Annotated in this window: 17 protein-coding genes and 2 tRNA genes; 15 read left to right on the top strand and 4 right to left on the bottom strand. The window is 67.6% G+C overall.

Annotation, left to right across the window (positions count from 1 at the left end; genetic code table 11):
* Nucleotides 1-49 precede the first annotated feature (49 nt).
* A tRNA-Ser gene (locus P5G46_RS07065) sits at nt 50-134 on the top strand.
* A 119-nt stretch (nt 135-253) separates the two neighbouring features.
* Here P5G46_RS07065 and P5G46_RS07060 read toward each other — a convergent pair.
* From P5G46_RS07060 to P5G46_RS07050, 3 genes are all read right to left on the bottom strand, one after another.
* On the bottom strand, nt 254-2,203 hold the full coding sequence (locus P5G46_RS07060) for a DUF7380 domain-containing protein (protein WP_408905321.1): 1,950 nt from the start codon (nt 2,201-2,203) through the stop codon (nt 254-256).
* A gap of 138 nt (nt 2,204-2,341) precedes the next feature.
* Nucleotides 2,342-4,081 carry an ATP-dependent nuclease gene (locus tag P5G46_RS07055; protein WP_408905320.1) on the bottom strand — a complete coding sequence of 580 codons (1,740 nt, stop codon included), beginning with the start codon at nt 4,079-4,081 and terminating at the stop codon, nt 2,342-2,344.
* Between the two features lie 212 nt (nt 4,082-4,293).
* The gene (locus tag P5G46_RS07050; RefSeq protein WP_408905319.1) at nt 4,294-5,199 is read right to left on the bottom strand and encodes a hypothetical protein; all 906 of its coding nucleotides are present in this window, start codon (nt 5,197-5,199) and stop codon (nt 4,294-4,296) included.
* Between the two features lie 401 nt (nt 5,200-5,600).
* Here P5G46_RS07050 and P5G46_RS07045 point away from each other — a divergent pair, with 401 nt between their 5' ends.
* Nucleotides 5,601-6,869: an LCP family protein gene (locus P5G46_RS07045; protein ID WP_239279134.1), complete on the top strand. Its 1,269-nt coding sequence runs from the start codon at nt 5,601-5,603 to the stop codon at nt 6,867-6,869.
* Between the two features lie 94 nt (nt 6,870-6,963).
* Nucleotides 6,964-7,055, top strand: a tRNA-Ser gene (locus P5G46_RS07040).
* A 53-nt stretch (nt 7,056-7,108) separates the two neighbouring features.
* Here the strand turns inward: P5G46_RS07040 and P5G46_RS07035 are convergent.
* Nucleotides 7,109-8,116: a LacI family DNA-binding transcriptional regulator gene (locus P5G46_RS07035; RefSeq protein ID WP_408905318.1), complete on the bottom strand. Its 1,008-nt coding sequence runs from the start codon at nt 8,114-8,116 to the stop codon at nt 7,109-7,111.
* A 176-nt stretch (nt 8,117-8,292) separates the two neighbouring features.
* Here P5G46_RS07035 and P5G46_RS07030 point away from each other — a divergent pair, with 176 nt between their 5' ends.
* From P5G46_RS07030 to P5G46_RS06975, 12 genes are all read left to right on the top strand, one after another.
* On the top strand, nt 8,293-9,657 hold the full coding sequence (locus P5G46_RS07030; protein ID WP_408905317.1) for an extracellular solute-binding protein: 1,365 nt from the start codon (nt 8,293-8,295) through the stop codon (nt 9,655-9,657).
* Between the two features lie 74 nt (nt 9,658-9,731).
* Nucleotides 9,732-10,682: a carbohydrate ABC transporter permease gene (locus tag P5G46_RS07025; protein WP_239276415.1), complete on the top strand. Its 951-nt coding sequence runs from the start codon at nt 9,732-9,734 to the stop codon at nt 10,680-10,682.
* 2 nt (nt 10,683-10,684) lie between these two features.
* On the top strand, nt 10,685-11,473 hold the full coding sequence (locus tag P5G46_RS07020) for a carbohydrate ABC transporter permease (RefSeq protein WP_239276416.1): 789 nt from the start codon (nt 10,685-10,687) through the stop codon (nt 11,471-11,473).
* Complete coding sequence (locus P5G46_RS07015) at nt 11,470-12,219, top strand: SDR family oxidoreductase (RefSeq protein WP_408905316.1); 750 nt, start codon at nt 11,470-11,472, stop codon at nt 12,217-12,219. Before P5G46_RS07020 ends, P5G46_RS07015 begins: the two co-directional genes overlap by 4 nt.
* A gap of 45 nt (nt 12,220-12,264) precedes the next feature.
* Nucleotides 12,265-13,338 carry a Gfo/Idh/MocA family protein gene (locus P5G46_RS07010; protein WP_239276419.1) on the top strand — a complete coding sequence of 358 codons (1,074 nt, stop codon included), beginning with the start codon at nt 12,265-12,267 and terminating at the stop codon, nt 13,336-13,338.
* Nucleotides 13,338-13,718 (top strand): tautomerase family protein, encoded by a 381-nt coding sequence (locus P5G46_RS07005; RefSeq protein ID WP_239276420.1) that lies wholly within the window; start codon nt 13,338-13,340, stop codon nt 13,716-13,718. Before P5G46_RS07010 ends, P5G46_RS07005 begins: the two co-directional genes overlap by 1 nt.
* Complete coding sequence (locus P5G46_RS07000; protein WP_408905315.1) at nt 13,711-14,982, top strand: endo-1,4-beta-xylanase; 1,272 nt, start codon at nt 13,711-13,713, stop codon at nt 14,980-14,982. Before P5G46_RS07005 ends, P5G46_RS07000 begins: the two co-directional genes overlap by 8 nt.
* Nucleotides 14,972-16,459, top strand: coding sequence for an aldehyde dehydrogenase (NADP(+)) (locus P5G46_RS06995; RefSeq protein ID WP_374204595.1), 1,488 nt, complete (start codon nt 14,972-14,974; stop codon nt 16,457-16,459). The genes P5G46_RS07000 and P5G46_RS06995 overlap by 11 nt, the downstream gene beginning before the upstream one ends.
* Nucleotides 16,456-18,183 (top strand): IlvD/Edd family dehydratase, encoded by a 1,728-nt coding sequence (locus P5G46_RS06990; protein ID WP_239276423.1) that lies wholly within the window; start codon nt 16,456-16,458, stop codon nt 18,181-18,183. Before P5G46_RS06995 ends, P5G46_RS06990 begins: the two co-directional genes overlap by 4 nt.
* 16 nt (nt 18,184-18,199) lie before the next feature.
* Nucleotides 18,200-19,324 (top strand): zinc-binding dehydrogenase, encoded by a 1,125-nt coding sequence (locus P5G46_RS06985; RefSeq protein ID WP_239276424.1) that lies wholly within the window; start codon nt 18,200-18,202, stop codon nt 19,322-19,324.
* Nucleotides 19,321-20,073, top strand: a complete 753-nt coding sequence (locus P5G46_RS06980) for an SDR family NAD(P)-dependent oxidoreductase (RefSeq protein WP_239276425.1) — start codon at nt 19,321-19,323, stop codon at nt 20,071-20,073. The genes P5G46_RS06985 and P5G46_RS06980 overlap by 4 nt, the downstream gene beginning before the upstream one ends.
* Nucleotides 20,060-20,941, top strand: a complete 882-nt coding sequence (locus P5G46_RS06975; protein ID WP_239276426.1) for an SMP-30/gluconolactonase/LRE family protein — start codon at nt 20,060-20,062, stop codon at nt 20,939-20,941. The genes P5G46_RS06980 and P5G46_RS06975 overlap by 14 nt, the downstream gene beginning before the upstream one ends.
* The last annotated feature ends 108 nt before the right edge of the window (nt 20,942-21,049 follow it).

The following is a 21,049-nucleotide window of genomic DNA, read 5'->3' as shown; positions in this document are numbered from 1 at the left end:
TCGGCACGCGCCGTGCTTCGAGCCGCGGCTGGGTAGACTCGCACGGTCGGGAGGGTTGTCCGAGCGGCCGATGGACCTGGTCTTGAAAACCAGTGGGCAGAAATGTCCCGTGGGTTCGAATCCCACACCCTCCGCAAAATGAAGGTACGCGACGGCATTCGAACCCTACGAAGGCGATGAGGCCGCGCGTGCGCGTTCTCCGTGCCGCGTCCGATCCGGCTCTCAGAGTCGCTGGCCGTGATTGCTGAGTAGTCTAGGCCGGCCCGGTAGCGTCGTCGGAAGGCTCTGCGGGTTTTGACGCCGCCGTTGTTCCTGTGTCGTGGCTCCGGTTCCAGAACTGCAGAAAGACGATCCGGAGCGCGAGCCACCACGTGTATAGCGATTCCGCCCCTTCGCCGGTCCCGTCGCTGAGCAGACCGTGGGCGACTTCGTTGCGGAGGTTTGGGCCGGCGGCATCGAGGTAAAGGACGCGAAGCTCGTAAGCAAGATCAGCACCGAAGATCTCGTCAACCTTCTCACTCTCAAGCAAGCTTGACAGTCCCTTCTCGTTCTCGACGCCCTCCTCCGTGCGCGTGGTCGTGAGTACGCCTGAGTTCTGCAGATGGTGACGAACGAAGTGCTCGATCTGAAGTGTGAGGAGTTGGGCGGCGGTGGAGAAGTCTCCGGTGTAGCCGTAATACAGCCCGCGCGCGAACTGTCTGACGTGATCGAGTGGCACGGTCGAAGATCCCGCCGTGACGGCGATGAAGTCGCCGACGGTCAGGTGATGTTCGTTGGTCAGCGTCTCGAAGGCAGGCCAGAGTCGTCCCGCTGCGAGCAGTTGTATGCGGAGGACATGCGCCTGGACCATCTGTCGCCATACCGCTGGGTCAACGCCGAAGACCGGCGTGCCACCTGAGCCGGCGGAGCGCTTCACGACCCGGCCGTCTGCTGAGTAGGTCGTCAGCGAGAATAGGGCTGTGAAGGGGTGCCGCTTTAGGCGTTCTTCTGCGTCGGCTCGATTGTGCGAGAACGATGCAAAGTCGTGTAGCAGCGCAAACATCAGCAGCGCCTTCTCGGGTTCGAGGCCAGAGACCTGCCTTCTCGCTTCCCGTGCAGCTTCGCTTAGGTCCACCGGGTCCGACTCGTACCGGTGCATGCTGCCGAGTCCGGCCACGCCTACCTCGCGGATCCGGCGGCGCAACATAGATGCGGTGTCACTGAGGCCGAGCTTGTCGCGATCGGCGCGAGGGATCTTACGAAGATCGCGAAGCGCGCGCTCCAGCAGATAGCCCGCACGGGCCAAGTTCCCGTCCTTCTCACCTGCGAGCGCTTCCGCCTCCGCAATGTAGGACTGAATGACCGTCGCGTATGCCGCTCCGCCGGCGTCCATGTCGCCGTCGGCACCGAACCAGTCCCCGGCGCCCTCGTAGTAAATCCGTGCCTTGTCTGCGTCATCCGCAAATGAATCTCCGATGTCCTGGAGACGGCGAGCGATGTCTTTGGCTCGTGAACGGCCGAGGCCGTGCCTCGAAAGAGCGTCCGCCAACTGTACTTGAAAGTAGTCCTCGATCGGCTCATCGAGGAGATTGCGCAGGAGTTCCTTCTGGAAACCTGCAAGCTCCGTGCTCGTGGACTTACCAAAGCGCTTCGCCGTCTCTATCGCACGGTCCCACATGTCGCGTTCACCAAACCACCGCTCGGAAGCGATACCGACACGAAGCAGCAGGTGGAGGTGGGCGTGGATGTGATCCATTCGGGCGCGGCCACCGACGCGAATGGCCAAAACGTCATGCACGCGAGCGCGAAGGAGGTCGTGAGGCACGTGTTCTACGACGTCCTCCAGCAAGGACACGCTCTCGTCGGTCAGGTCGGTGGGTACGAATGTCCGGCCTTCCCCGGATTGGTACATAGGGCCGTAGCCACGGTTCCAGTCATCTGGAATGACGTAGAGCGAGGCGATGGCGCTCAGTGCCTCCAAGGCCTCCTTGGCGAGCGCGTCTCCTTCGGACGCTGCCGCCTCGCGCAGGGGGAACGTCAGCAGAGTGACGCCGTTGCGTTCGGCCTCGAAGGATTCAAGTAGGGCTGGCGACTTGAACAGGAGGTCCCAGTTGGGTCGAGCCGCTTCGTCGACGTTCGATTCATCGTCCTTCGCGCTTCCCTGCATCCTGTCGTCATCCTCCTTGGCCACACATTCGCTCTGATCCAGCGCCAGTTCAGCCACGCCATCCGTTGAGGATTGATAGTCTTGAAATGGCAGCGCATTGATGCTTGCGGGCAGATGCTCCTTCGCTCGTTCGGGGAGCGACGCGTTATTCTGGTTGCCCGGCGGATCGGCTCGTTGCCGGGGTTTCGGAGCAGTCTACGGCTGCCAGATCGAAGATCGAAGCGCTTCAAATCCGACCATAGCCGTCGCTTTTGCAGGGTTGGATACCGCCGCTCGAACGGCCTTCGAAACGGCAATCTTCGCGCTCTTGAGGTTTTCGCTCTGGTCGCCCGCGACACCGAGTGCGTCAGCTGCTTTGGTGAATTTGTCGCCCCATTTTCTTTTAGGGTCAGCAAAATGAGAGGCCTTGAAGGTTCGACCAAACAGTGAGCTGATCTCATCAAGATAGACGCCTGGGTCAATTAGGTCCTCGATCTCGGAAGGCTTGTGACCGGCGTTGCGCAGGATGAAAACACTTTTCTGGTCCAGAAACCCCTGGCTGATGAGGAGTGCCGCTTCGTCTTCTCCCGCCTTGTCGTTGTCAAGGACAACTATGATTCGGCAGCCAGTCGACTTCTCGCGCTGGAGGTGTGAGCGAAGCTTCCCGGCGCCGGTGGTTGGCTTGAACACAATCCTGCCTGTCAACAAGTCCTCCTGAGTGGTGCTCTGCACATGCTTCAGTACGGAAGGAATGATCTCTGCGTCAGTCACTCCCTCAGTGAGTACAACGATTTCAGCGGAGTCGAGATTATCTGCGAGCTGGATTCCAAGCGTGTCTCTAATAGTGCTAACGGACCTCGCGGGGGAGGCGGCATTCTTCTGGACGAGGATGTTCGCCTCCACAACCTCGCGGTTCACGAAGACTGAATTGTGGGTAGCGAGAATAACCTGCTGGCGCTGTGACAATTTTGTGAACAATAGTTGGAGATCGTGTACTGCCTTTGAATGTAGATGAGCCTCCGGCTCGTCCACCAACAGAATAAAACTATCTTTCGCATCGTCGAGTCGCTCTCGTGCGAGACGCTGTATCAGTGCGAGGGCGAAGAGGCTTTTGACGCCGTCTCCCTTCTGTGAAAGAAGAGTGGCGGAGCCGTCGTCGATCAGTATGTCGCCGATTGAGTCGGATTGAAGAAAATTGCGTGTCGTGATCTCCACGGAGTCTATGGTGGGGAGGTAGGTCGAAATGGAACTTTGAAGGTCTTTCTGCACATCTTGCACTGCCGCCTTGCGAAGCTCATTCACCTGCTGGATGGCCAACTTATATTCGTTGGATTCCGCTAAAGCGGACAAGCGAATGTTGGCAAGCTCATTGAGGATGTTGCGCACCTGCTCCATAGTCCGAACGGCAGGAACCAGTACGTGAGTAACTCGTTGGGCAATGAAGGTTGCTATTTTATGAGCATTCGCCTGGTACTTGGAACCGCTCGGCCCCTGTTTGAGTATTCCTATGGACGTGCTGGTGCGGGAGAGCTGTAGGACGATCGGAAGGTCGCCATTGATTTGGAGTCCAGTTTGCGCCTTAAATTCTTCGCGTTCAGTTTCGTCCAGGACAAACTTCATCCGTATTTCTGTCGGTCGTGTTGACCGCGAGCTTTGTTTGCTGAGCGGATAATCTTGCTGCCAGTTGAATGGGAGGTCGACATCTGGGTCTCCGCGCTCTATGCGGGGATTGACTCCATATATCAACGTGACGCGCTGACCCGACAGTTCACCGCTCTGCGCCAAATCTTCCGGTAGTTGACTCCAGGAGCGAATTATGCGCATTCCTAGGGCCAGGGCGCGGAGGAGGTTAGATTTCCCCTCGTTATTAGGGCCGATGAGCGTGGTCAAATCGTGCACGTGGAACGTAGTCATGATGGACCGATAGTTGGCGACGGATACTTCTTCGAGCCGCATGCTTCCCCCTGTAGGCGCCCGGATCTCGCCATCGTATGCCCGACTCCGACCCTCCTGTATGCGGAAGACGTGGGTGCTCGACGAACCGCGCGGTTGAGGCTGGACGACAGGGATCGGCGTTGACATCGGACCGCACCCGCGACGCTGTCGGGCGTCGCGCAGCCTCGTGTGTCACGCGGACTGCCCTTGCTGGCCCAATCGAACACGCACGCCTATGTTTCGGTTGACGGGAACTGCATCAAACGAAGCATGAGCGACGCCGCGGTGTTGAGAGCGAGCTGAGCGTCCGCCCGCGTCGCCGAGGACGCCCCGTGGGCATTCCCGCGCGCGGAGCGATTGGCGGTGAGCCAGCTCAGCAGGTTCTTGATCGCTTGAAGCAATTGCGAGTCCGCGTTGCTGAGAAAACCACTGTCTTTCGCCGACGCAAAAAGCGCACTCAGATCGTTCCCCTTGGCGCCGAGCGATTGCAGAGCTTCCTGCACCGCGGAGTATGTCAGCGAGACCGCAGAGCCGTAGTTCCCCTGGGCGAGATTGTTGGTGGCCTCACCATATGCCCGCTCAGCCGCGTCGAACCGTGGGTCCGCACTCAGTAGGGCCTCTAGGGGCTGCACGACATCGACGTGAAGAGGCTGGCTCTCGCGCCTTCGGAATCGGTCGTGCAGGTAGAGCCAGCCGACTCGCTCCTCGAGAAGGACGTCATTCGCACCCGTGAAGTACGGCTCCAGGTCGGACAATAGTTCGCCTGCAGAATCGACCATGCCCTGTGCTGACCACTTGCGATCGATGGCCGCGAGAGCGATTGGAATGGCGGCGAGCCAGTCCGCAATCTCCGCGACGGTGACGTACGGGTTCGTGAGCGCCTCGGCGAGCGTATCGGCGCGGGGTGGTATGCGCGAGTGGCGCCGGATCAGGGCGAGAACTTTCTCGTCGAGTTCGCCACTTAGGTAGCCGCCATGTGCTTCCTCGATGACGTCCTCACTAAGCGCCGCCAACTTACGGCGCACTACCTCCGAAAATTCCTCAGTCCAACGGATGCCGCGTTCGTTCTCATACTCCGTGCGGATCCGCACATAGTCGGCGTGAGACGGAAGCCAGTCGCCAGGGTCGAGCTGCACCATGCGGGTGACTATCCCACCGCAGGCTGGCGCGGCTGCGCGGGCCCAGCGCGTGGTCTGCGCAGCCATAGACCTAGAACAACCCGGGATTCCATCTGATGACGTGAGCTACCCAAACCGCGAAGCGATCCAGTCGAGCAGCCGCTGTGTCTCCCAAGAGGGGTTCGAAAGCCATCGCGCAGGCTCCGCCAATGTGATGGACGGGCCCGCGGGTCCGTCCATCACCGCTTTCGGCATCCTCCCGCTCTGCGGTTCCGCGCGGACCCGTCACCGGCTCCCGTCCACACGCCGCGCCCGTTCTTCACGCCATTCACAGGACGTGGTCCCTAAACTGTGTCCGACCTGCGCTTCGTCGAGGTCTCGTGGTGCCGCGCCGCGGCATCCGTCCTCCCGAAAGGACCCGAGTGAGCAAGACCACGACCCCGCGCGGGCGTCGCACGATCGCACGCCACGGGCGCCTGCGTTCGGCCGGACCGCTGAGCCAGTTGTTCCGTGGCCTCGCTGTCGCCCTCGCGGTGCTGCTCGTGTCCGGCGCCGCGGTCACGGCGTACGCCGTCTACGACCTGTCGTCGAGCTTCACGGCCGACGCCGTGGAGCTGAAGAACCAGCCGGCTGTGCCGCCGGACCTCGGCGAGCTCAAGGGCGGTGTCAACCTGCTGATGGTCGGCACCGACGAGTGCGAGCCCGAGTTCGCGGATTACTTCGGCGACCGGTGCACGGGGCCGGATGCCGAGGGCAACCTGAACGACGTGAACATGCTCGTTCACATCTCGGACGCCCCGCGCCGCGTAACGGTGATCTCGTTCCCGCGTGACCTCATGGTGCCGATCCCGTCGTGCACCGACGCCGACGGCAACGAGACCTCGGCGATGTGGAAGCAGCAGATCAACAGCGCCTTCATGTACGGCGGACTGTCGTGCGTGGTCTCGACGATCTCCGAGCTCAGTGGTCAGGACATCCCCTTCGCCGCGAAGGTCAGCTTCGGCGGCGTCATCAACATCACGGATGCCATCGGCGGGGTCGACGTCTGCATCGCCAACGGCATCCAGGACCCGTACACCGGTATCGACTGGCCCGCGGGCATGCGGACGGTCAAGGGACTCGATGCCCTCCAGTTCCTCCGCACCCGTCACGGTGTCGGTGACGGCGGCGATCTCGGCCGCATCTCGAACCAGCAGCAGTACATGTCGCGTCTGACGACGAAGCTCCGCAGCGAGGAGGTGCTCTCGAACCCGGCGACGCTGTACAAGCTGGCCTCGACGGCCCTGCGCAACGTCAGCCCCTCCACGTCTCTGACCAACCCGCTGACGCTCGTGCAGATCGCGATGGCCGTGAAGGACGTGCCCTTCGACGAGATCGTGTTCGTGCAGTACCCCACCTACCCCGACCCGGACGACCCCAACCGCGTGGTTCCCGACGAAGAGGCGGCTGAAGCGCTGTGGGCCGCGCTCGCGGCCAATCAGCCCATCCAGCTGTCCGGCGAGCTCAGTGGCGGCGACGGTGTGATCGTCGACGAGAGCGCCACGCCGGCGCCCGTCGAGTCCGAGGCGCCCGCGCCGAGCGACAGCGCGGCTCCCACCCCGGAGCCGTCCTCCACGGCGATCACGCTGCCGTCGGAGATCGCCGGCCAGACCGCCGCGCAGGCCACCTGCTCGAACGGAAACGCCCGCTGACGCGCGGGGTGTGGCATCCCGATCCCGGATTCGGATGCCACGCCCCGAGCGGCTACTATGGACCGGTGTGCTCGCGCTTCGGCGTCGATCACCTGGAGACGTCGCATAGTCAGGCCTAGTGCACCACCCTGCTAAGGTGGAGTCCCCGTAAGGGGACCGAGGGTTCAAATCCCTCCGTCTCCGCCACGAAAAGCCCCGGTTCTCCGGGGCTTTCGTCGTTCGTGGTGCGCTCGCCGCGACTACGCGGGAGGCGGCGGTGCCGTCGACTCGCGGACGACGAGCTCGGCCGACAGCTGAACCCGTCGGTGGGCGATCGTCTCGCCGCGCGACATGGCCAGCGCCAGGCGGGCGGCCTCGGATGCCATGCCCGCGAGCGGCTGGTGCACGGTCGTCAGCTGCGGGTTGACCCAGCGGCACAGGTCGACGTCGTCGAAGCCGACGACCGAGAGGTCTTCGGGAACCCGGAGTCCCCGTTCCCGCGCGGCGAGGTAGATGCCGTACGCCTGCTCGTCGGAGCCGCTGATGATCGCGGTGGGCCGCTCGGGGGCGTCGAGGAGCTTCCCGCCGTAGGTGATGCCGCCGGAGATGAGCGAGTCGCCCACCTGGACGAGCGCGGGGTCGGGGGTGATGCCGCGACGTCCGAGTGCGGACATGTAGCCGTCGAGGCGGTCCTGGTGGCACTCCAGGTTGAGCGGACCGGTGACGAATCCGATGCGCGTGTGCCCGAGATCGAGCAGATGGTCGGTGGCATCCCGGGCTCCGGACCAGTCGGCGGCGGACACCGTGACGAACGACTCGGTGTCGGTGCCAACGGGGTCGACGAGAACCACGGGCACGTTCAAGCGCGCGAGCTCTTCACGACCGACCGGATCGATCTCGGAGACGACGATGACGATTCCGTCGGTGCCCCGCCCGGCGACGCGCTGCAGCCATTCGGGGGTACCGGCCGGCGAGCCCTCGGTCGCGGTGACGACGAGATCCGCTCCCGCCCGGGCGGCTTCGGCCTGCGCTCCGCGCAGGAGCTCGGTGGCCCACTGGGTTTCCAGGCTCACGATCACGAAATCGAGAAGGGATGTTTCGCGTCGCGCCTTGCGTCGCTCGTACCCCCGCTCCTCGAGGAGCTTCTCGATTTCTTCGCGTTTCGGGGCGGAGATGCCCGGGCGCCCGTTGAGCACACGAGACACCGTCGGCACGGAGACCCCGGCGACGCGGGCGATCTCCGCCAGCGTGGCGGTGCGCTGCGACATGGGTTTCCTTCCCCCCGGAGCCCGCACTCTTGACCGCGGGCGGCGACGGATCTACTATAGCAACCACGCAAGTTGCGTAACAAGTTGTTCCTTACTTCGTTAAAACTTGCGATGCAAGATCATGCGGCTCGCGATGCTGCGAGCTCGCCTCACCTGCAGCACAAGAGGAGAAATCCATGTCGAAGAAGACATCGTCCTGGCGCCGTGCCGGCGCGACGGCGGTCGCCGGTCTCACCCTGCTGTCACTCGTGGCCTGCTCGGGAGGCGGATCGGGAGGCGACGACTCCGGGTCCGCCACCGAGGGGAATCTCGTGTGGTGGGGCTGGACCCCCGACAAGCCCGTCGCCGACCAGCTGATCGCCGCGTTCAACGAGGAGTACCCCGACATCGCCGTCGAGTTCGTCTCGAAGCCGATCGACAACTACGACTCGGTCATGGGTCCCGCCATCACGTCCGCCGACGGGCCCGACATCTTCAACGTCGCCCCGGGCTCGGCGAACGGCGGCGTCGAGACCTTCCAGGCGGGCGCGATCGACCTCGCCCCCGTCGTCGAAGAGGCCCTGGGCTCCGACTGGCGCGACAAGCTGTCGGCATCCGGGGTCGAGGGACTGGTCGTCGACGACAAGGTCGTCGGGCTGTCGGCCGGGTCGGTCTACTCGGGGAGCCTGTGGATCAACAAGGACATGTTCGACGCCCAGGGCCTCACGCCCCCGACGACCCTGGAGGAGTGGAAGCAGGTCTGCGCCGCGTTCCAGGCCGCCGGTCAGGGTTGCTTCGTGCAGGGCGCGGGACAGTGGGCGTTCGACATGGACACCTTCGAGGCGATCATGGAGAACGTCGAGCCCGGGGCCTACATCGAGGCTTCGCTCGGCGAACGTCCCTACACCGACCCCGCGTTCGTCGAGGGGATGGAGATCTGGAAGTCGCTGTTCGACGACGGCATCATGCAGGACGGCGCCGTGGGGCTCCAGCAGTACCCCGACGCCAGCAACGCCTTCATGTCGGGCCAGTACGCGATGGTCATGATGGGCACCTGGTACACCCAGTACACCGTCCGCGACACGATGATCGGAGCGATGGAGGCCGCGGGCGTCTCCAACCCCGAGCCGTTCACCATGATCCCGATCCAGTTCCCGGATGTCGCCGGCACCGGCGAGACGGGCAACATGTTCGGTGACGCCGACTACGGCCTGGCGATCAGCGCGCAGTCCGACCAGCAGGCCGCCGCCAAGACGTTCGTCACGTGGCTGACCACGACCGAGGCCGGGCAGCAGACCGTTGCCAACACCCTCAACGACATCCCGTCGCTCCTGGGCATCCAGCCCCAGTGGGACGACATCGACCTGGTCAACCCCGAGGTCCAGCTCGACGCCCTGAAGGAGTACACCGACGTCGCGGCGTCGTCGACGCAGCCGCGGTTCGCGACGGTCTCCGCCGACCTCAACAGCGCCTTCCGTGACGCCCTCATCGGCGTCGCCACCGGTGACGTCACCATCGACGACGCCCTCGCGGGCCTGCAGTCCGTCGTGGACGCGCAGTAGCCCCGCGCCGAATCCCTCCGTGGGCGGGTCCACTCCCGCCCACGGAGGATCCCGCCCCACTCAAGGAAGAGCACATGAGCACCCTTACCGAAGCCGTTGTGACCGCGGGGCGGTCGCGACGCACCCCGGGCCGCGGTCCACGCCGTGCCGGACAGAGGTCCCCGTACCCGGGCGGCCTCGCGTGGATCCTTCCGGCGCTCGCGCTGGTCGTCGGGATGATCTACTTCTCCATCGGCTACACCGGCTACGTCTCGACCCTCGACTGGAACGGGTTCATCCTCAGCCCGTCGGAGCCGGTCGGCGGCGACAACTACGCCGCGATGTTCGCCGACCCGATCTTCTGGCGCGCCATCGGGCACACCGCGATCTTCTTCGTGGTGACGTTCACGGCACAGACGGTGATCGGGTTCGTCTTCGCGGCGATCATGCACTCGCGGATCCACCTGGCTCCGGTGTACAAGGTCATCATCTTCGTCCCGACGGTCCTCGCGCCCGCCACGATGGCTCCGGTCTTCCGCCTGATCTTCGATGCGAACGGCTCGTTCAACGGCATCCTGTCGGCGATCGGACTGGGGTCGCTCACCCAACCGTGGCTGGCGGGCAACGTCACGGCGATGGTCGTCGTCATGCTCGTGACCATCTGGCAGTGGACGGGGCTGACGTTCATCCTCTTCTACGCCGCGATGAGTCAGATCGAGCCCGAGATCCTCGAGGCGGCTCGCGTCGACGGCTCGGGCAACATCCGCACCCTCTGGTCGATCGTGTGGCCGATGTGCCGCGGCACCGCTGTCGCCCTCGCCGTGCTCGGCGTCATCGGCGCGCTGAAGACGTTCGACGTCCCGTACCTCGTGACACGGGCGGGACCCAACCACGCGACCGAGTTCCTCGGCACCTACATCTTCCAGACCATGGTCCAGGAGAAGCACTTCGGCTATGCCGCCGCGATCTCGGTCGCCCTTCTCGTGCTCGCGATCGGTGCGGGGCTGCTGATGAACCGGATCAACCGACAGTCCGAGAGGAGCTGACCATGTTCGACGTCCGATCCCGCGCCTCGCGGTGGGGCCTGCAGCTCCTCGCGACGCTCATCGTCGTGCCCTACCTGTTCCCGCTGGTCGCCATGGTGCAGGGTTCCCTCGCCGGTCAGGGTCTCGGCAACTACGCCAAGGTCTTCGCCACCGGCATCGTCCACACCTACTTTCTGAACAGCATCATCATCGCGGCGTCCACGATCGCCCTCGTCTACGTGTGCACGATGCTCGCGGCGTTCGGCTTCGCCAAGCTCCGCATCGCGGGCAAGGAGATCTGGTTCTGGCTCCTGCTCGTGGCGTTGACGATGCCCGAGGCGGTGCTGCTCACACCGCTGTTCGTCACGGCGTCGACCTTCGACATGTACAACGAGCTCATCGCCGTGATCCTGCCGCTCGCGGCGCTGCAGGTGCCGTTCACCGTGCTCCTGGCGCGCAGCTTCTTCAACGGCATCCCGAACGAGCTCATGGAGGCGGGACGCATCGACGGCGCGAGCGTCGTGCGCGTGTTCTGGCACATCGTGCTCCCGCTCACCCGTCCGATCGCGGGGGCCATCGTCGTGCTGACCCTCATCAACAGCTGGAACGCGTACCTGCTGCCGCTGCTCATGCTCAACGACCCGAGCAAGCAGGTGGTGACGCTGCTTCCCACGTTCTTCATGAGTCAGTACACCAATGACCAGACCGGTGTGCTGGCGGCGGCGGTCATCACGGCCGTGCCGGTGATCGCGGCCTATCTGCTCTTGCAGCGCTCCTTCGAGCGCGGCCTCGCCGCGGGAGCGCTGAAGTGACCGGCGGACTGCTCGCGGGCCAGTTCGCCGTGGTGACGGCGGGCACCTCCGGCATCGGTCGCGCCGTGGTCGAACGCTTCCTCGCCGAGGGGGCGGAGGTGCTCACGACGGGCATGACCGCGGCCCGAATCGACGAGGCGCGGAACACGTGGGGCGATCGCGTCCACGTGCTGCGGGCGGATGCCTCCCGACTCGACGGTCTCGACGAGCTCGCCGCCGCGGTGCGGGCGACGGGTCGTGGGGTGGACGTCCTGGTCGCGAACGCCGGGCGCGACGTCGACTCGACCCCGGTCGCGGAGACGGATGCCACGGCCTTCGACCACGTCAGCGATCTCAATTTCCGCGGCACGTTCTTCACGGTGCAGCGTCTGGTGCCCCTGCTCAACGACCACGGCCGGATCGTCCTGGTCTCGTCGATCGCCGGCTCGAACGGCGGTCCGGGCCACGCGGTCTACAACGCCACCAAGGCCGCGGTCCGCTCGCTCGCCCGCACTCTCACGGCGGAGCTGGGCGGACGCGGCATCCGTGCCAACTCGGTGAGCCCCGGTCCGACCGCGACGGCCGGATTCGATCAGTTCACCGGCGGCTCCGAGACCGTTGCTGCCGCGGTGGCCGAGATGGTCCCCCTGCGGCGGATCGGCCGACCGGAGGAGGTCGCCGCCGCCGTGGCGTTCCTCGCCACCGCCGAGTCCAGCTTCATCGCGGGCGTCGATCTCGTCGTCGACGGCGGCATGAGCCAGGTCTGACCGCACCCGCCCCTTTTCCCATCCCCCGAGAAGAAAGACCCCCTCTTGAGCACTCCTCTGACCTTCGCCGTCGTCGGTACCGGCTGGCGATCCGACTTCCACATCCGCATGGCCGCGGCCGCGCCCGATCGGCTGGAGGCCGTCGGCGTCCTCGCCCGCAGCGACGAGGCCGCCGAGCGCATGGCCCAGCGATGGGGGATCCCTGTCGTCCGCACGATCGAGGAGATCGTGGCGCTCAAGCCCGACTTCGTCATCGCCTCGGTGTCGTGGCCCTCGATGCCCGGTGTCGTGACCGAGCTCGTCGAGCACGGGGTGATGGTGCTGGCCGAGACCCCGCCGGCCCCGACGGCCGACGGCCTGCGCGAGCTGTGGGCGGCGGTGGGAGCGTCGGGACGCGTCCAGGTCGCCGAGCAGTACATGCTCATGCCGGGTCACGCGGCGCGGCTCGAGGTCGTGCGGTCGGGGGCCATCGGCCAGCCGACGGCGGTCGAGGTGGCCTCGACGCACCTGTACCACGCGACCTCGATCATGCGGTCGTATCTCGGCGCGGGAATGGCGGATGCCGTGGTCTCGGCGCGCACGTTCACGGCGCCGCTCGTGGACCCCCTGACCTTCGACGGCTGGGTCGAGAATCCGCAGCCGCAGCCGCGCACCACCACGATCGGCACGATCGACTTCGGCGACGGCCGCATGGGCCTGTACGACTTCGTCGACAACCAGTGGTGGAATCCGCTGCTGGCTCGGCGTCTCGTCGTCCGCGGCTCGCTCGGCGAGATCGTCGACGACGCCGTCACGCGCCTGTCGGGCGAGGGCGTGCTGACCTCGCCCATCACCTACCGGCGCACGGGCATCGACATGAACCTCGAGGGGAACGAGGTCGTCTCGGCCGCTTTCGAGGGGCGCATCGTCTACCGGAACCCCTGGGTGGGCACACGCCTGTCGGAGGACGACATCGCCGTCGCCTCATTCCTGGAGCTCACCGGTCGCTGGGCGCGCGGTGAGGCCGACGGCCCCTACTCTCTGGCCGACGCCTGCCAGGACCATCTGCTCGGACTCGCCATCGAGGAGTCCGCCCGCAACCGCGCCGACGTGCGCGTCACCAAGGAGGTGTGGGCCTGATGCCCCTCATCACGATTGAAGTCTCCGAGACCGTCCCCGTCGCGCAGCGCTTGGCCTATGCCGAGGCGGTGCACCAGGGTCTCGCCGAGGGCCTGGGCATGGACATCGAGGACCGTTTTCAGGTCATTCACCCGCTCCCAGCCGACCACATCATCGCCGACCCGCACTACCTGGGTGGTGAGCGTCGCGACGTGCTGTACGTCCGCATCCTGATGGTGCGCATGTACGACGACGAGACCAAAGCGCGCGCTTTCCGTGCCGTCGCGCGGCGCCTGGAGGCCGAGGGCGTACGCCCCGACGACGTCTTCCTCGCGGTGACCGAGAACACCATCCAGGACTGGTACCCGGGGGCACGAGGGGAGTCCACCGACGATGTCTGATCTGTCGCAGCGCCGTGTCGGCGGACGTGTGCGCCTCGTCGACCCGACCGGGCGCCCCCTCGCGGGGGCCCGGGCGCGGGTCGAGCAGACGGCGCACGCGTTCGGGTTCGGCAACATCGGGTTCGACTTCATCGAGTGGATCGCCGGTGCGCCCGACATCGAGGGCGCGCGCGAACTCGAGCACTTCGGCGGGGCCCTGGCCCTGGATCCCGAACGGCTCGCAGCCGATTACCTCGAGCTCTTCAACGCGGTCACGCTGCCGTTCTACTGGCGCGGCTACGAGCCCCGCCGCGGTCAGACCGACGAGGCGCGCCTGAAGCGGACCGCCGAGTGGTTCGCCGCGCGCGACGTCCAGATCAAGGGCCACCCGCTGGTCTGGCACACCCTCACGCCGTCGTGGCTGCTCGATCTCAGCGACACCGAGGTCGAGGACGTCCTGCGCGATCGCGTGCACACCACGGTGGCGAACTTCGCCGGGGTGATCGACCTGTGGGATGCCATCAACGAAGCGGTGATCCTGCCCGTGTTCACCGCCGAGGAGAACGCCGTCACGCGGCTGGCGCAGTCCAAGGGACGCGTCGAGATGGTCAAGCTCGCGTTCGAGTCCGCCCGCGAGGCGAACCCCGACGCCCGCCTCGTGCTCAACGACTTCGATCTGTCGGCGGACTACGAGCGCCTCATCGCGGACTGCCTGGATGCCGGCATCCAGATCGACGCGCTCGGGGTGCAGACCCACATGCACCAGGGCTTCCGCGGCGAGGAGCAGATCGCACACATCCTCGAGCGCTTCGCGGCCTTCGGCCTGCCGCTGCAGATGACCGAGACCACGCTGCTCTCGGGCGAGATCATGCCCCCGGAGATCGTCGACCTCAACGACTACATCGTCGACGAATGGCCGAGCACCCCCGAGGGGGAGGCGCGGCAGGCCGACGAGATCGTGCGCCACTACCGCACGGTCCTCGCCCACCCTGCGGTCGAGTCGCTCACCTACTGGGGCATCACCGACCACGGCGCGTGGCTCGGAGCGCCCGCCGGTCTTCTCCGGGCGGACGGCTCGCGCAAGCCCGCGTACGACGCGCTGCATTCGCTCATCCGCGGCGAGTGGTGGGTGGGTCCGACCGACCTGACCGCCGACGCCGACGGCATCGTCGCGATCGACGGGTTCGCGGGCCGGTATCGCGTCGACAGCGGCGCGGCATCCGCGGTCGTCGAGCTGACGGATGCCACCCCGGTCGAGATCGTGGTGGACCCCGATGCGCGGTGAGGCGGCCGAACTCGCACGCGTCGGCGGCAGGGTGAGCGACGTCGTCGCCCTCGCCGCCGACGCGGCCGCGGCCGTGCGTGCGGCGAGCCGCGAGGTCCGGGCCGGGTGGCTGCGCGCGATCGCAAAGGCGGTGGATGCCGCGGCGGACGCGCTCGTCGAGATCGCCGACCGTGAGACGCACCTGGGCGCCGAGCGCCTGCGCGGTGAGGTCGCCCGCACCACCGGGCAGCTGCGGCTGTTCGCCGGAGTCCTCGAGGAGGGCTCGTACCTCGAGGCCATCGTCGACGCCGCCGACCCCGCCGCCGTTCCGCCGCGGCCCGAGCTGCGCCGCCTGCTCCGCCCCCTCGGCACGGTCGCCGTCTTCTCGGCGTCGAACTTCCCCTTCGCGTTCTCGGTCGCCGGCGGCGACACCGCCGCGGCCCTGGCGGCGGGATGCCCCGTCGTGGTGAAGGGGCACTCCGGTCACCCCGAGCTGTCGCGGGCGACCGCGCGGATCGTGACCGACGCGCTCGCCGCCGCCGGCGCGCCGACCGGCGCCTTCGGTCTCGTCGAGGGTCGCCAGGCGGGTCTGGATCTCGTGCGGGCACCGGTCGTCCGCGCCGCGGCCTTCACCGGGTCGCTCGCCGGGGCGCAGGGCCTGATGGACGAGATCGCCCGGCGTCCCGACCCGATCCCGTTCTTCGGCGAGCTCGGGAGCACGAACCCGGTCGTCGTCACCCCCGGCGCGATCGCCGCCCGGGGCGACGCGATCCTCGACGGGCTCGTCGCCTCCTTCACCCTCGGCGGGGGACAGTTCTGCACCAAGCCGGGACTGGTCTTCGTGCCGCGCGGGGTCGCGGACGACCGACGCCTGCACGAGCGCGTGGCCGAGCGCCCCGCGTTCACTCTGCTCACCGATCGCATCACCGAGGCGTTCGCGCCCGGGGTCGCGCGTTTGCGCGACGACGGAGCGGCACGGGTCGTCGCGGGGCACGCCTCCGAGGCATCCGGTCCCGTCCGCGCGATGGTCGTCGCCACCGACATCGGCACGTTCCTCGGACGCTCCGACGTGCTCCTGGAGGAGTGCTTCGGGCCCGTCACGGTGCTCGTGGAGTACGACAGCGTCGCCGAGGTGCCCGCGGCGCTGTCCCGCGTCGCCGGATCGCTCACCGGAACACTGCACGCGCAGCCGGACGAAGCGATCGACGACATCGTGGCGGCTCTCGAGGAGCGCGTCGGACGCGTCGTGTTCGACGGGTGGCCCACCGGCGTCGCCGTGACGTGGAGCCAACACCACGGCGGACCGTGGCCCGCGACCACGAGCGCGTTCACCTCGGTGGGCGCGACCTCGATCCGCCGCTTCCTACGCCCCGTCGCCTACCAGCAGGCACCCGCCGCGGCGCTCCCCGCCGACCTGCGCGACGAGGCTCTCGCCGGCATCCCGCATCGCCGCGACGGCGAGCTCGTGCTCCCGTCGAAGACGGAAGGAACGTCATGACCGGCCCGGAGGGCGGCGCACGCAGCGCCCAGTTCTACGGCGGCGAGGACCGCAACGCCTATCTTCACCGCGCGTGGATGCGCCGGGGCATGCCCGATCACGCGTTCGACGGACGGCCCCACATCGCAATCGCCAACACCGCGTCCGAGCTCACCCCGTGCAACTCCCATCTCGACGAGGTGGCGCAGAGCGTGAAGAACGGGGTCTACGAGGCCGGCGGCATCCCTCACAATCTGCCGATGGTCTCCATCGGCGAGACGACCGTCCGCACGACCGCGATGCTGTGGCGGAACATGGCCGCGATGGCGGCGGAGGAACTCCTCCGCGCCAACCCGGTGGATGCCGTGGTGCTGCTCGGCGGATGCGACAAGACCATCCCCGCCCTCCTCATGGCCGCCGCCTCCGTCGGCATCCCGGCGATCGTCGTTCCCGGCGGGCCGATGCTCAACGGCACCTTCCGTGGACAGCCCCTCGGCTGCGGAACCGACGTCTGGAAGCTCAGCGAGGAGGTGCGCGCGGGAGGCCTCGCGAGCGACGTCTTCCGCTCGACCGAGTCGTCGATGATCCGCAGCCGGGGGCACTGCAACACGATGGGCACCGCCTCGACGATGGCCTTCATGGCCGAGGCCCTCGGCATGACGCTGCCCGGGATCGCCGGCATCCCGGCGCCCGACAGCCGGTTGCTGGAGTACTCGCACGCGACCGGCCGGCGCATCGTCGAGCTCGCCCGCGAGGGACTGACTCCCGCGGATGTCCTGACGAAGGCGTCGTTCCACAACGCGATCGTCGCGCTCGCCGCGATCGGCGGCTCGACCAACGCCGTCGTGCACCTGCTCGCGATCGCGGGACGCGTGGGCGTCGACCTCACGCTCGACGACTTCGACGCGATCGGGGACGGCGTGCCGCTGCTGGTCAATCTCCAGCCCGCGGGCGCGTTCCTCATGGAAGACCTGTTCCGCGCTGGAGGCTACCTCGCGGTGCTGCGCGAAGTGCGCGAGCGGCTCGATCCCACGGCGATCACCGTCGCGGGACGGCCGCTGGTCGACGAGCTCGACGCGCACGAGGTCTGGGATCGTGCGGTGATCCGCACGGCGGACGAACCGCTGCTCCCGGATGCCGGAATCGTCGTGCTGCGGGGAAACCTCGCTCCGTCGGGAGCGATCATCAAACCCGCCGCGGCGACGCCCGCGCTGCTGCGGCACCGCGGACCGGCTGTCGTCTTCGACTCCGTCGAGGACCTGCGGGCACGCATCGACGACCCCGACCTCGACGTCGACGAGAACTCCGTGCTCGTGCTGCGCGGGTGCGGGCCGCGGGGTTATCCCGGCATGCCCGAGGTGGCGAACATGCCTCTTCCGCGGAAGCTCCTCGAGCGGGGGGTGCGCGACATGGTCCGCATCTGCGACGGACGCATGAGCGGAACCGCGTACGGCACCGTCGTGCTGCACGTCGCGCCCGAGGCTGCCGCGGGCGGACCGCTCGCCCTCGTGCGCGACGGCGACCTGATCGAGCTCGACGTGGCCAGCCGGAGCCTGACCATGCTCGTCCCCGACGAGGAGCTGCGCGCCCGGAAGCCGGCGCCGGCCGCCACCGCTGCGTACGCCTCGCCGCGGCGCGGGTGGGAGCAGCTCTACGTCCAGCACGTCCAACAGGCCGACACCGGCGCCGACCTCGACTTCCTGGTCGGGGCGACGGGACCGGCCGTGATGCGGGAGTCGCATTGACCGTGAAGGAGCTTCCATGCCGTCCCTGATCCACGCCGCCGTGCTGCGGCAGACCGGTGAGCCCCCGCGGATCGAGCAGATCGAACTCGCCGACCCCGGCCCCGAGGAGATCCTCGTCGAGATCGAGGCGGCGGGGGTCTGCCACTCCGACCTGCACTACCTCCGGGGAGAGTTGCGGTGCCCCCTCCCCGTCGTTCCGGGTCATGAAGGTGCCGGCCGCGTGCGAGCGGTCGGCGAACGCACGAGCGGTGCGATCCGCGTCGGCGACCGGGTGGCCCTGTTGTGGCGCCCCAACTGCGGGCGATGCCGCCAGTGCATGGTCGGGGCCCCGATCCTGTGTGAGATGGGCGCCGTCCAGGCCCAGTCCGGTGGGCTGTTGGACGGAACGACGCGCATGCGCGACACCGACGGGCCCGTGCACCACCTGCTCGGAGCGTCGAGCTTCGCCGAGCGGGTCGTGGTCCACGAGCGCAGCGTTGTGCCCGTGCCCGACGACATTCCCGCCGAGATCGCCGCGATCGCCGGCTGCGCCGTGATCACCGGGGTCGGCGTCGCGCGCAACGTCATCGGCCGCTGCCTCGGCGAGCCCGTCGTCGTGATCGGCGCGGGCGGTGTGGGCCTTGCGGCGGTCATGGGGGCGAAGCTCTCCGGGGCCCACCCGCTCATCGCGGTCGATGTCGACGAGGACAAGCTCGCCCTCGCCCGCCGTCTCGGAGCGACGCACACCGTGCTCGCCGGGGACGGCGACCCGGTCGACGACGTGCTCGCGCTGGCGCCGGGCGGCGCGGCATGGGTCGTCGAAGCCGTCGGGCGCCCGCAGACCCTCACCACCGCGGTCCGGATGCTGCGGCCCCTGGGCACCGCGGTCGCGGTCGGTCTCGGTGCCGTCGGGCAGACGTTCGACGTCCCCATCAACGAGCTGGTGCAGCGGCAGAAGAAGATCGTCGGGTCGCTGTACGGGTCCTCGGTCCCGGCGCTCGACCTCCCCGCGATCTTCGAGCTCTACCGGGCCGGACTCCTGCCGCTCGACGAGCTCATCGGCACCCGCTACCGGCTCGACGGCGTCAACGAGGCGTTCGCCGCTCTCGCCGCCGGCGCCGTCGGGCGCGCGGTGATCGTCCCGGGAGGTGTGCCGGCATGACGTACGCGAACTATCCGAGCCTGGCGGGACGCGTCGCCGTCGTGAGCGGCGGCGCGACCGGCCTCGGTGAAGAGATCGTCCGCCACCTCGTCGCGCAGGGCGCTCGCGTGGGGTTCGTCGACATCGACGTCCCCGCAGCGGAGGCGCTCGCCGCCGAGCTCGGCGAGGCCGCGCGCTTCCTTCCGTGCGATGTGCGCGACATTCCCGCGCTCGAGGACGCCATCGCGCGTTTCGGTGCCGAGCTGGGTCCCGTGCGGATCCTCGTCAACAACGCCGCGCACGACCTGCGCCACACGATCGACGAGCTCGACGTGGCGTACTGGGACGATCGCCAGGCGGTGAACCTCCGCCACCACTTCTTCGCCGCGCGCGCTGTCGCCCCGATGATGCGGGCCGCGGGCGGGGGCTCGATCATCAACATGGGCTCGATCAGCGCGCACATCGATCTGCAGGATCTCGTCGGCTACATCACGGCCAAGGCGGGGATCGAGGGTCTCACGCGCACGCTCGCCCGCGAGCTCGGTCCCGACCGGATTCGCGTCAACTGCGTCATCCCCGGGTGGGTGATGACGGCGCGCCAGATGCGCGACTGGGTGACGCCCGAAGCGGAGGAGCACATTCGCCGGAGTCAGAGCCTGGCCGACAAGGTGTACCCGGCGGATGTCGCGCGGATGGTGCTGTGGCTGGCCGCCGATGACTCGGCGATGTGCACCGCGCAGAAGTGGGTGGTCGACGGTGGCTGGCTCTGAGCCCCCGACGACGTCTGCGGCCCGCTGGATCGGCGATCCCGCGGTCGACCACGGCGAGGGAGCCTTCTGGGACCCCGTGACCCGGACCCTGCGCCACGTCGACATGCTCGCCGGCGACCTCATCACCGTCGCCGGGGAGCCGGCATCCGTCGACCGAGCTCACGTCGCGGACGTGCTGAGCGTGATCCGGCGTCGCCGCGGTGGGGGCTTCGTCGCCGCGGTCGAGCGCGGGTTCGCACTGCTCGACGACGACCTCGCCGTCGTGGGGCGGATCCCGGTGTTCGATGACCCCGCGGTGCGCATGAACGAGGGCGCGTGCGACGCGGCGGGACGTTTCTTCTGCGGCTCGATGGCCTACGACGTGCGACCGGGCGGCGGGCGCCTGTACCGTCTCGACCCCGATCTCTCCGTCCACGTCGCGCTCGAGGGGGTGTCGATCCCGAATGGACTCGTGTGGACGGATGCCGGCACCACGGCGCTGCACGCCGACACCCTGACCCGCGAGATCCGCGCCTACGACTACGGCCCCGATCGCGGCGAGTTCGGCGCCTCGCGGGTGTTCGCGCGCGCGAGCGCCGACGACGCGGGGTCACCCGACGGCATGGCCCTCGACGCCGAAGGTGGTGTGTGGGTCGCGATGTGGGGTGGTGCCGCGGTGCACCGCTACGACGCCGAGGGGCGGCTCGACCACGTCATTCCGCTGCCGGTCACGAATCCCACCTCATGCGCGTTCGGCGGTGACGACCCGGTCCTCTACGTCACGACCTCGCGTCAGGGCGTCGCCGCGGGGGAGGAGCCCCTCGCCGGTCGCGTGGTGGCGGTGCCCGTCGGGGTAGCCGGGGCTCCGGTCTTCGACTTCGGGGGCTGAGGAGCGCGGACGGCGCCCCCGGAAAGATCCCGGGGGCGCCGTCCTGCGTACCCGGGGCTACGCCGGCCGGTTGATTCTGCACGGGATCTTGACGCTCCATCCCCGCAC

Origin of the sequence: Microbacterium mcarthurae, from assembly GCF_046064585.1 — a bacterium.
In the GTDB taxonomy this organism is placed as follows: domain Bacteria; phylum Actinomycetota; class Actinomycetes; order Actinomycetales; family Microbacteriaceae; genus Microbacterium; species Microbacterium mcarthurae.
This window is presented reverse-complemented; position numbering and strand designations above follow the sequence as displayed.

What these genes read in the sequence shown, in the direction of transcription:
- P5G46_RS07055 (WP_408905320.1), bottom strand. Translation starts at nt 4,081, where the DNA reads ATGCGGCTCGAAGAAGTATCCGTCGCCAACTATCGGTCCATCATGACT.
- P5G46_RS07050 (WP_408905319.1), bottom strand. Translation starts at nt 5,199, where the DNA reads ATGGTGCAGCTCGACCCTGGCGACTGGCTTCCGTCTCACGCCGACTAT.
- P5G46_RS07035 (WP_408905318.1), bottom strand. Translation starts at nt 8,116, where the DNA reads ATGTCGCAGCGCACCGCCACGCTGGCGGAGATCGCCCGCGTCGCCGGG.
- P5G46_RS07030 (WP_408905317.1), top strand. Translation starts at nt 8,293, where the DNA reads ATGTCGAAGAAGACATCGTCCTGGCGCCGTGCCGGCGCGACGGCGGTC.
- P5G46_RS07025 (WP_239276415.1), top strand. Translation starts at nt 9,732, where the DNA reads ATGAGCACCCTTACCGAAGCCGTTGTGACCGCGGGGCGGTCGCGACGC.
- P5G46_RS07020 (WP_239276416.1), top strand. Translation starts at nt 10,685, where the DNA reads ATGTTCGACGTCCGATCCCGCGCCTCGCGGTGGGGCCTGCAGCTCCTC.
- P5G46_RS07005 (WP_239276420.1), top strand. Translation starts at nt 13,338, where the DNA reads ATGCCCCTCATCACGATTGAAGTCTCCGAGACCGTCCCCGTCGCGCAG.
- P5G46_RS07000 (WP_408905315.1), top strand. Translation starts at nt 13,711, where the DNA reads ATGTCTGATCTGTCGCAGCGCCGTGTCGGCGGACGTGTGCGCCTCGTC.
- P5G46_RS06995 (WP_374204595.1), top strand. Translation starts at nt 14,972, where the DNA reads ATGCGCGGTGAGGCGGCCGAACTCGCACGCGTCGGCGGCAGGGTGAGC.
- P5G46_RS06990 (WP_239276423.1), top strand. Translation starts at nt 16,456, where the DNA reads ATGACCGGCCCGGAGGGCGGCGCACGCAGCGCCCAGTTCTACGGCGGC.
- P5G46_RS06985 (WP_239276424.1), top strand. Translation starts at nt 18,200, where the DNA reads ATGCCGTCCCTGATCCACGCCGCCGTGCTGCGGCAGACCGGTGAGCCC.
- P5G46_RS06980 (WP_239276425.1), top strand. Translation starts at nt 19,321, where the DNA reads ATGACGTACGCGAACTATCCGAGCCTGGCGGGACGCGTCGCCGTCGTG.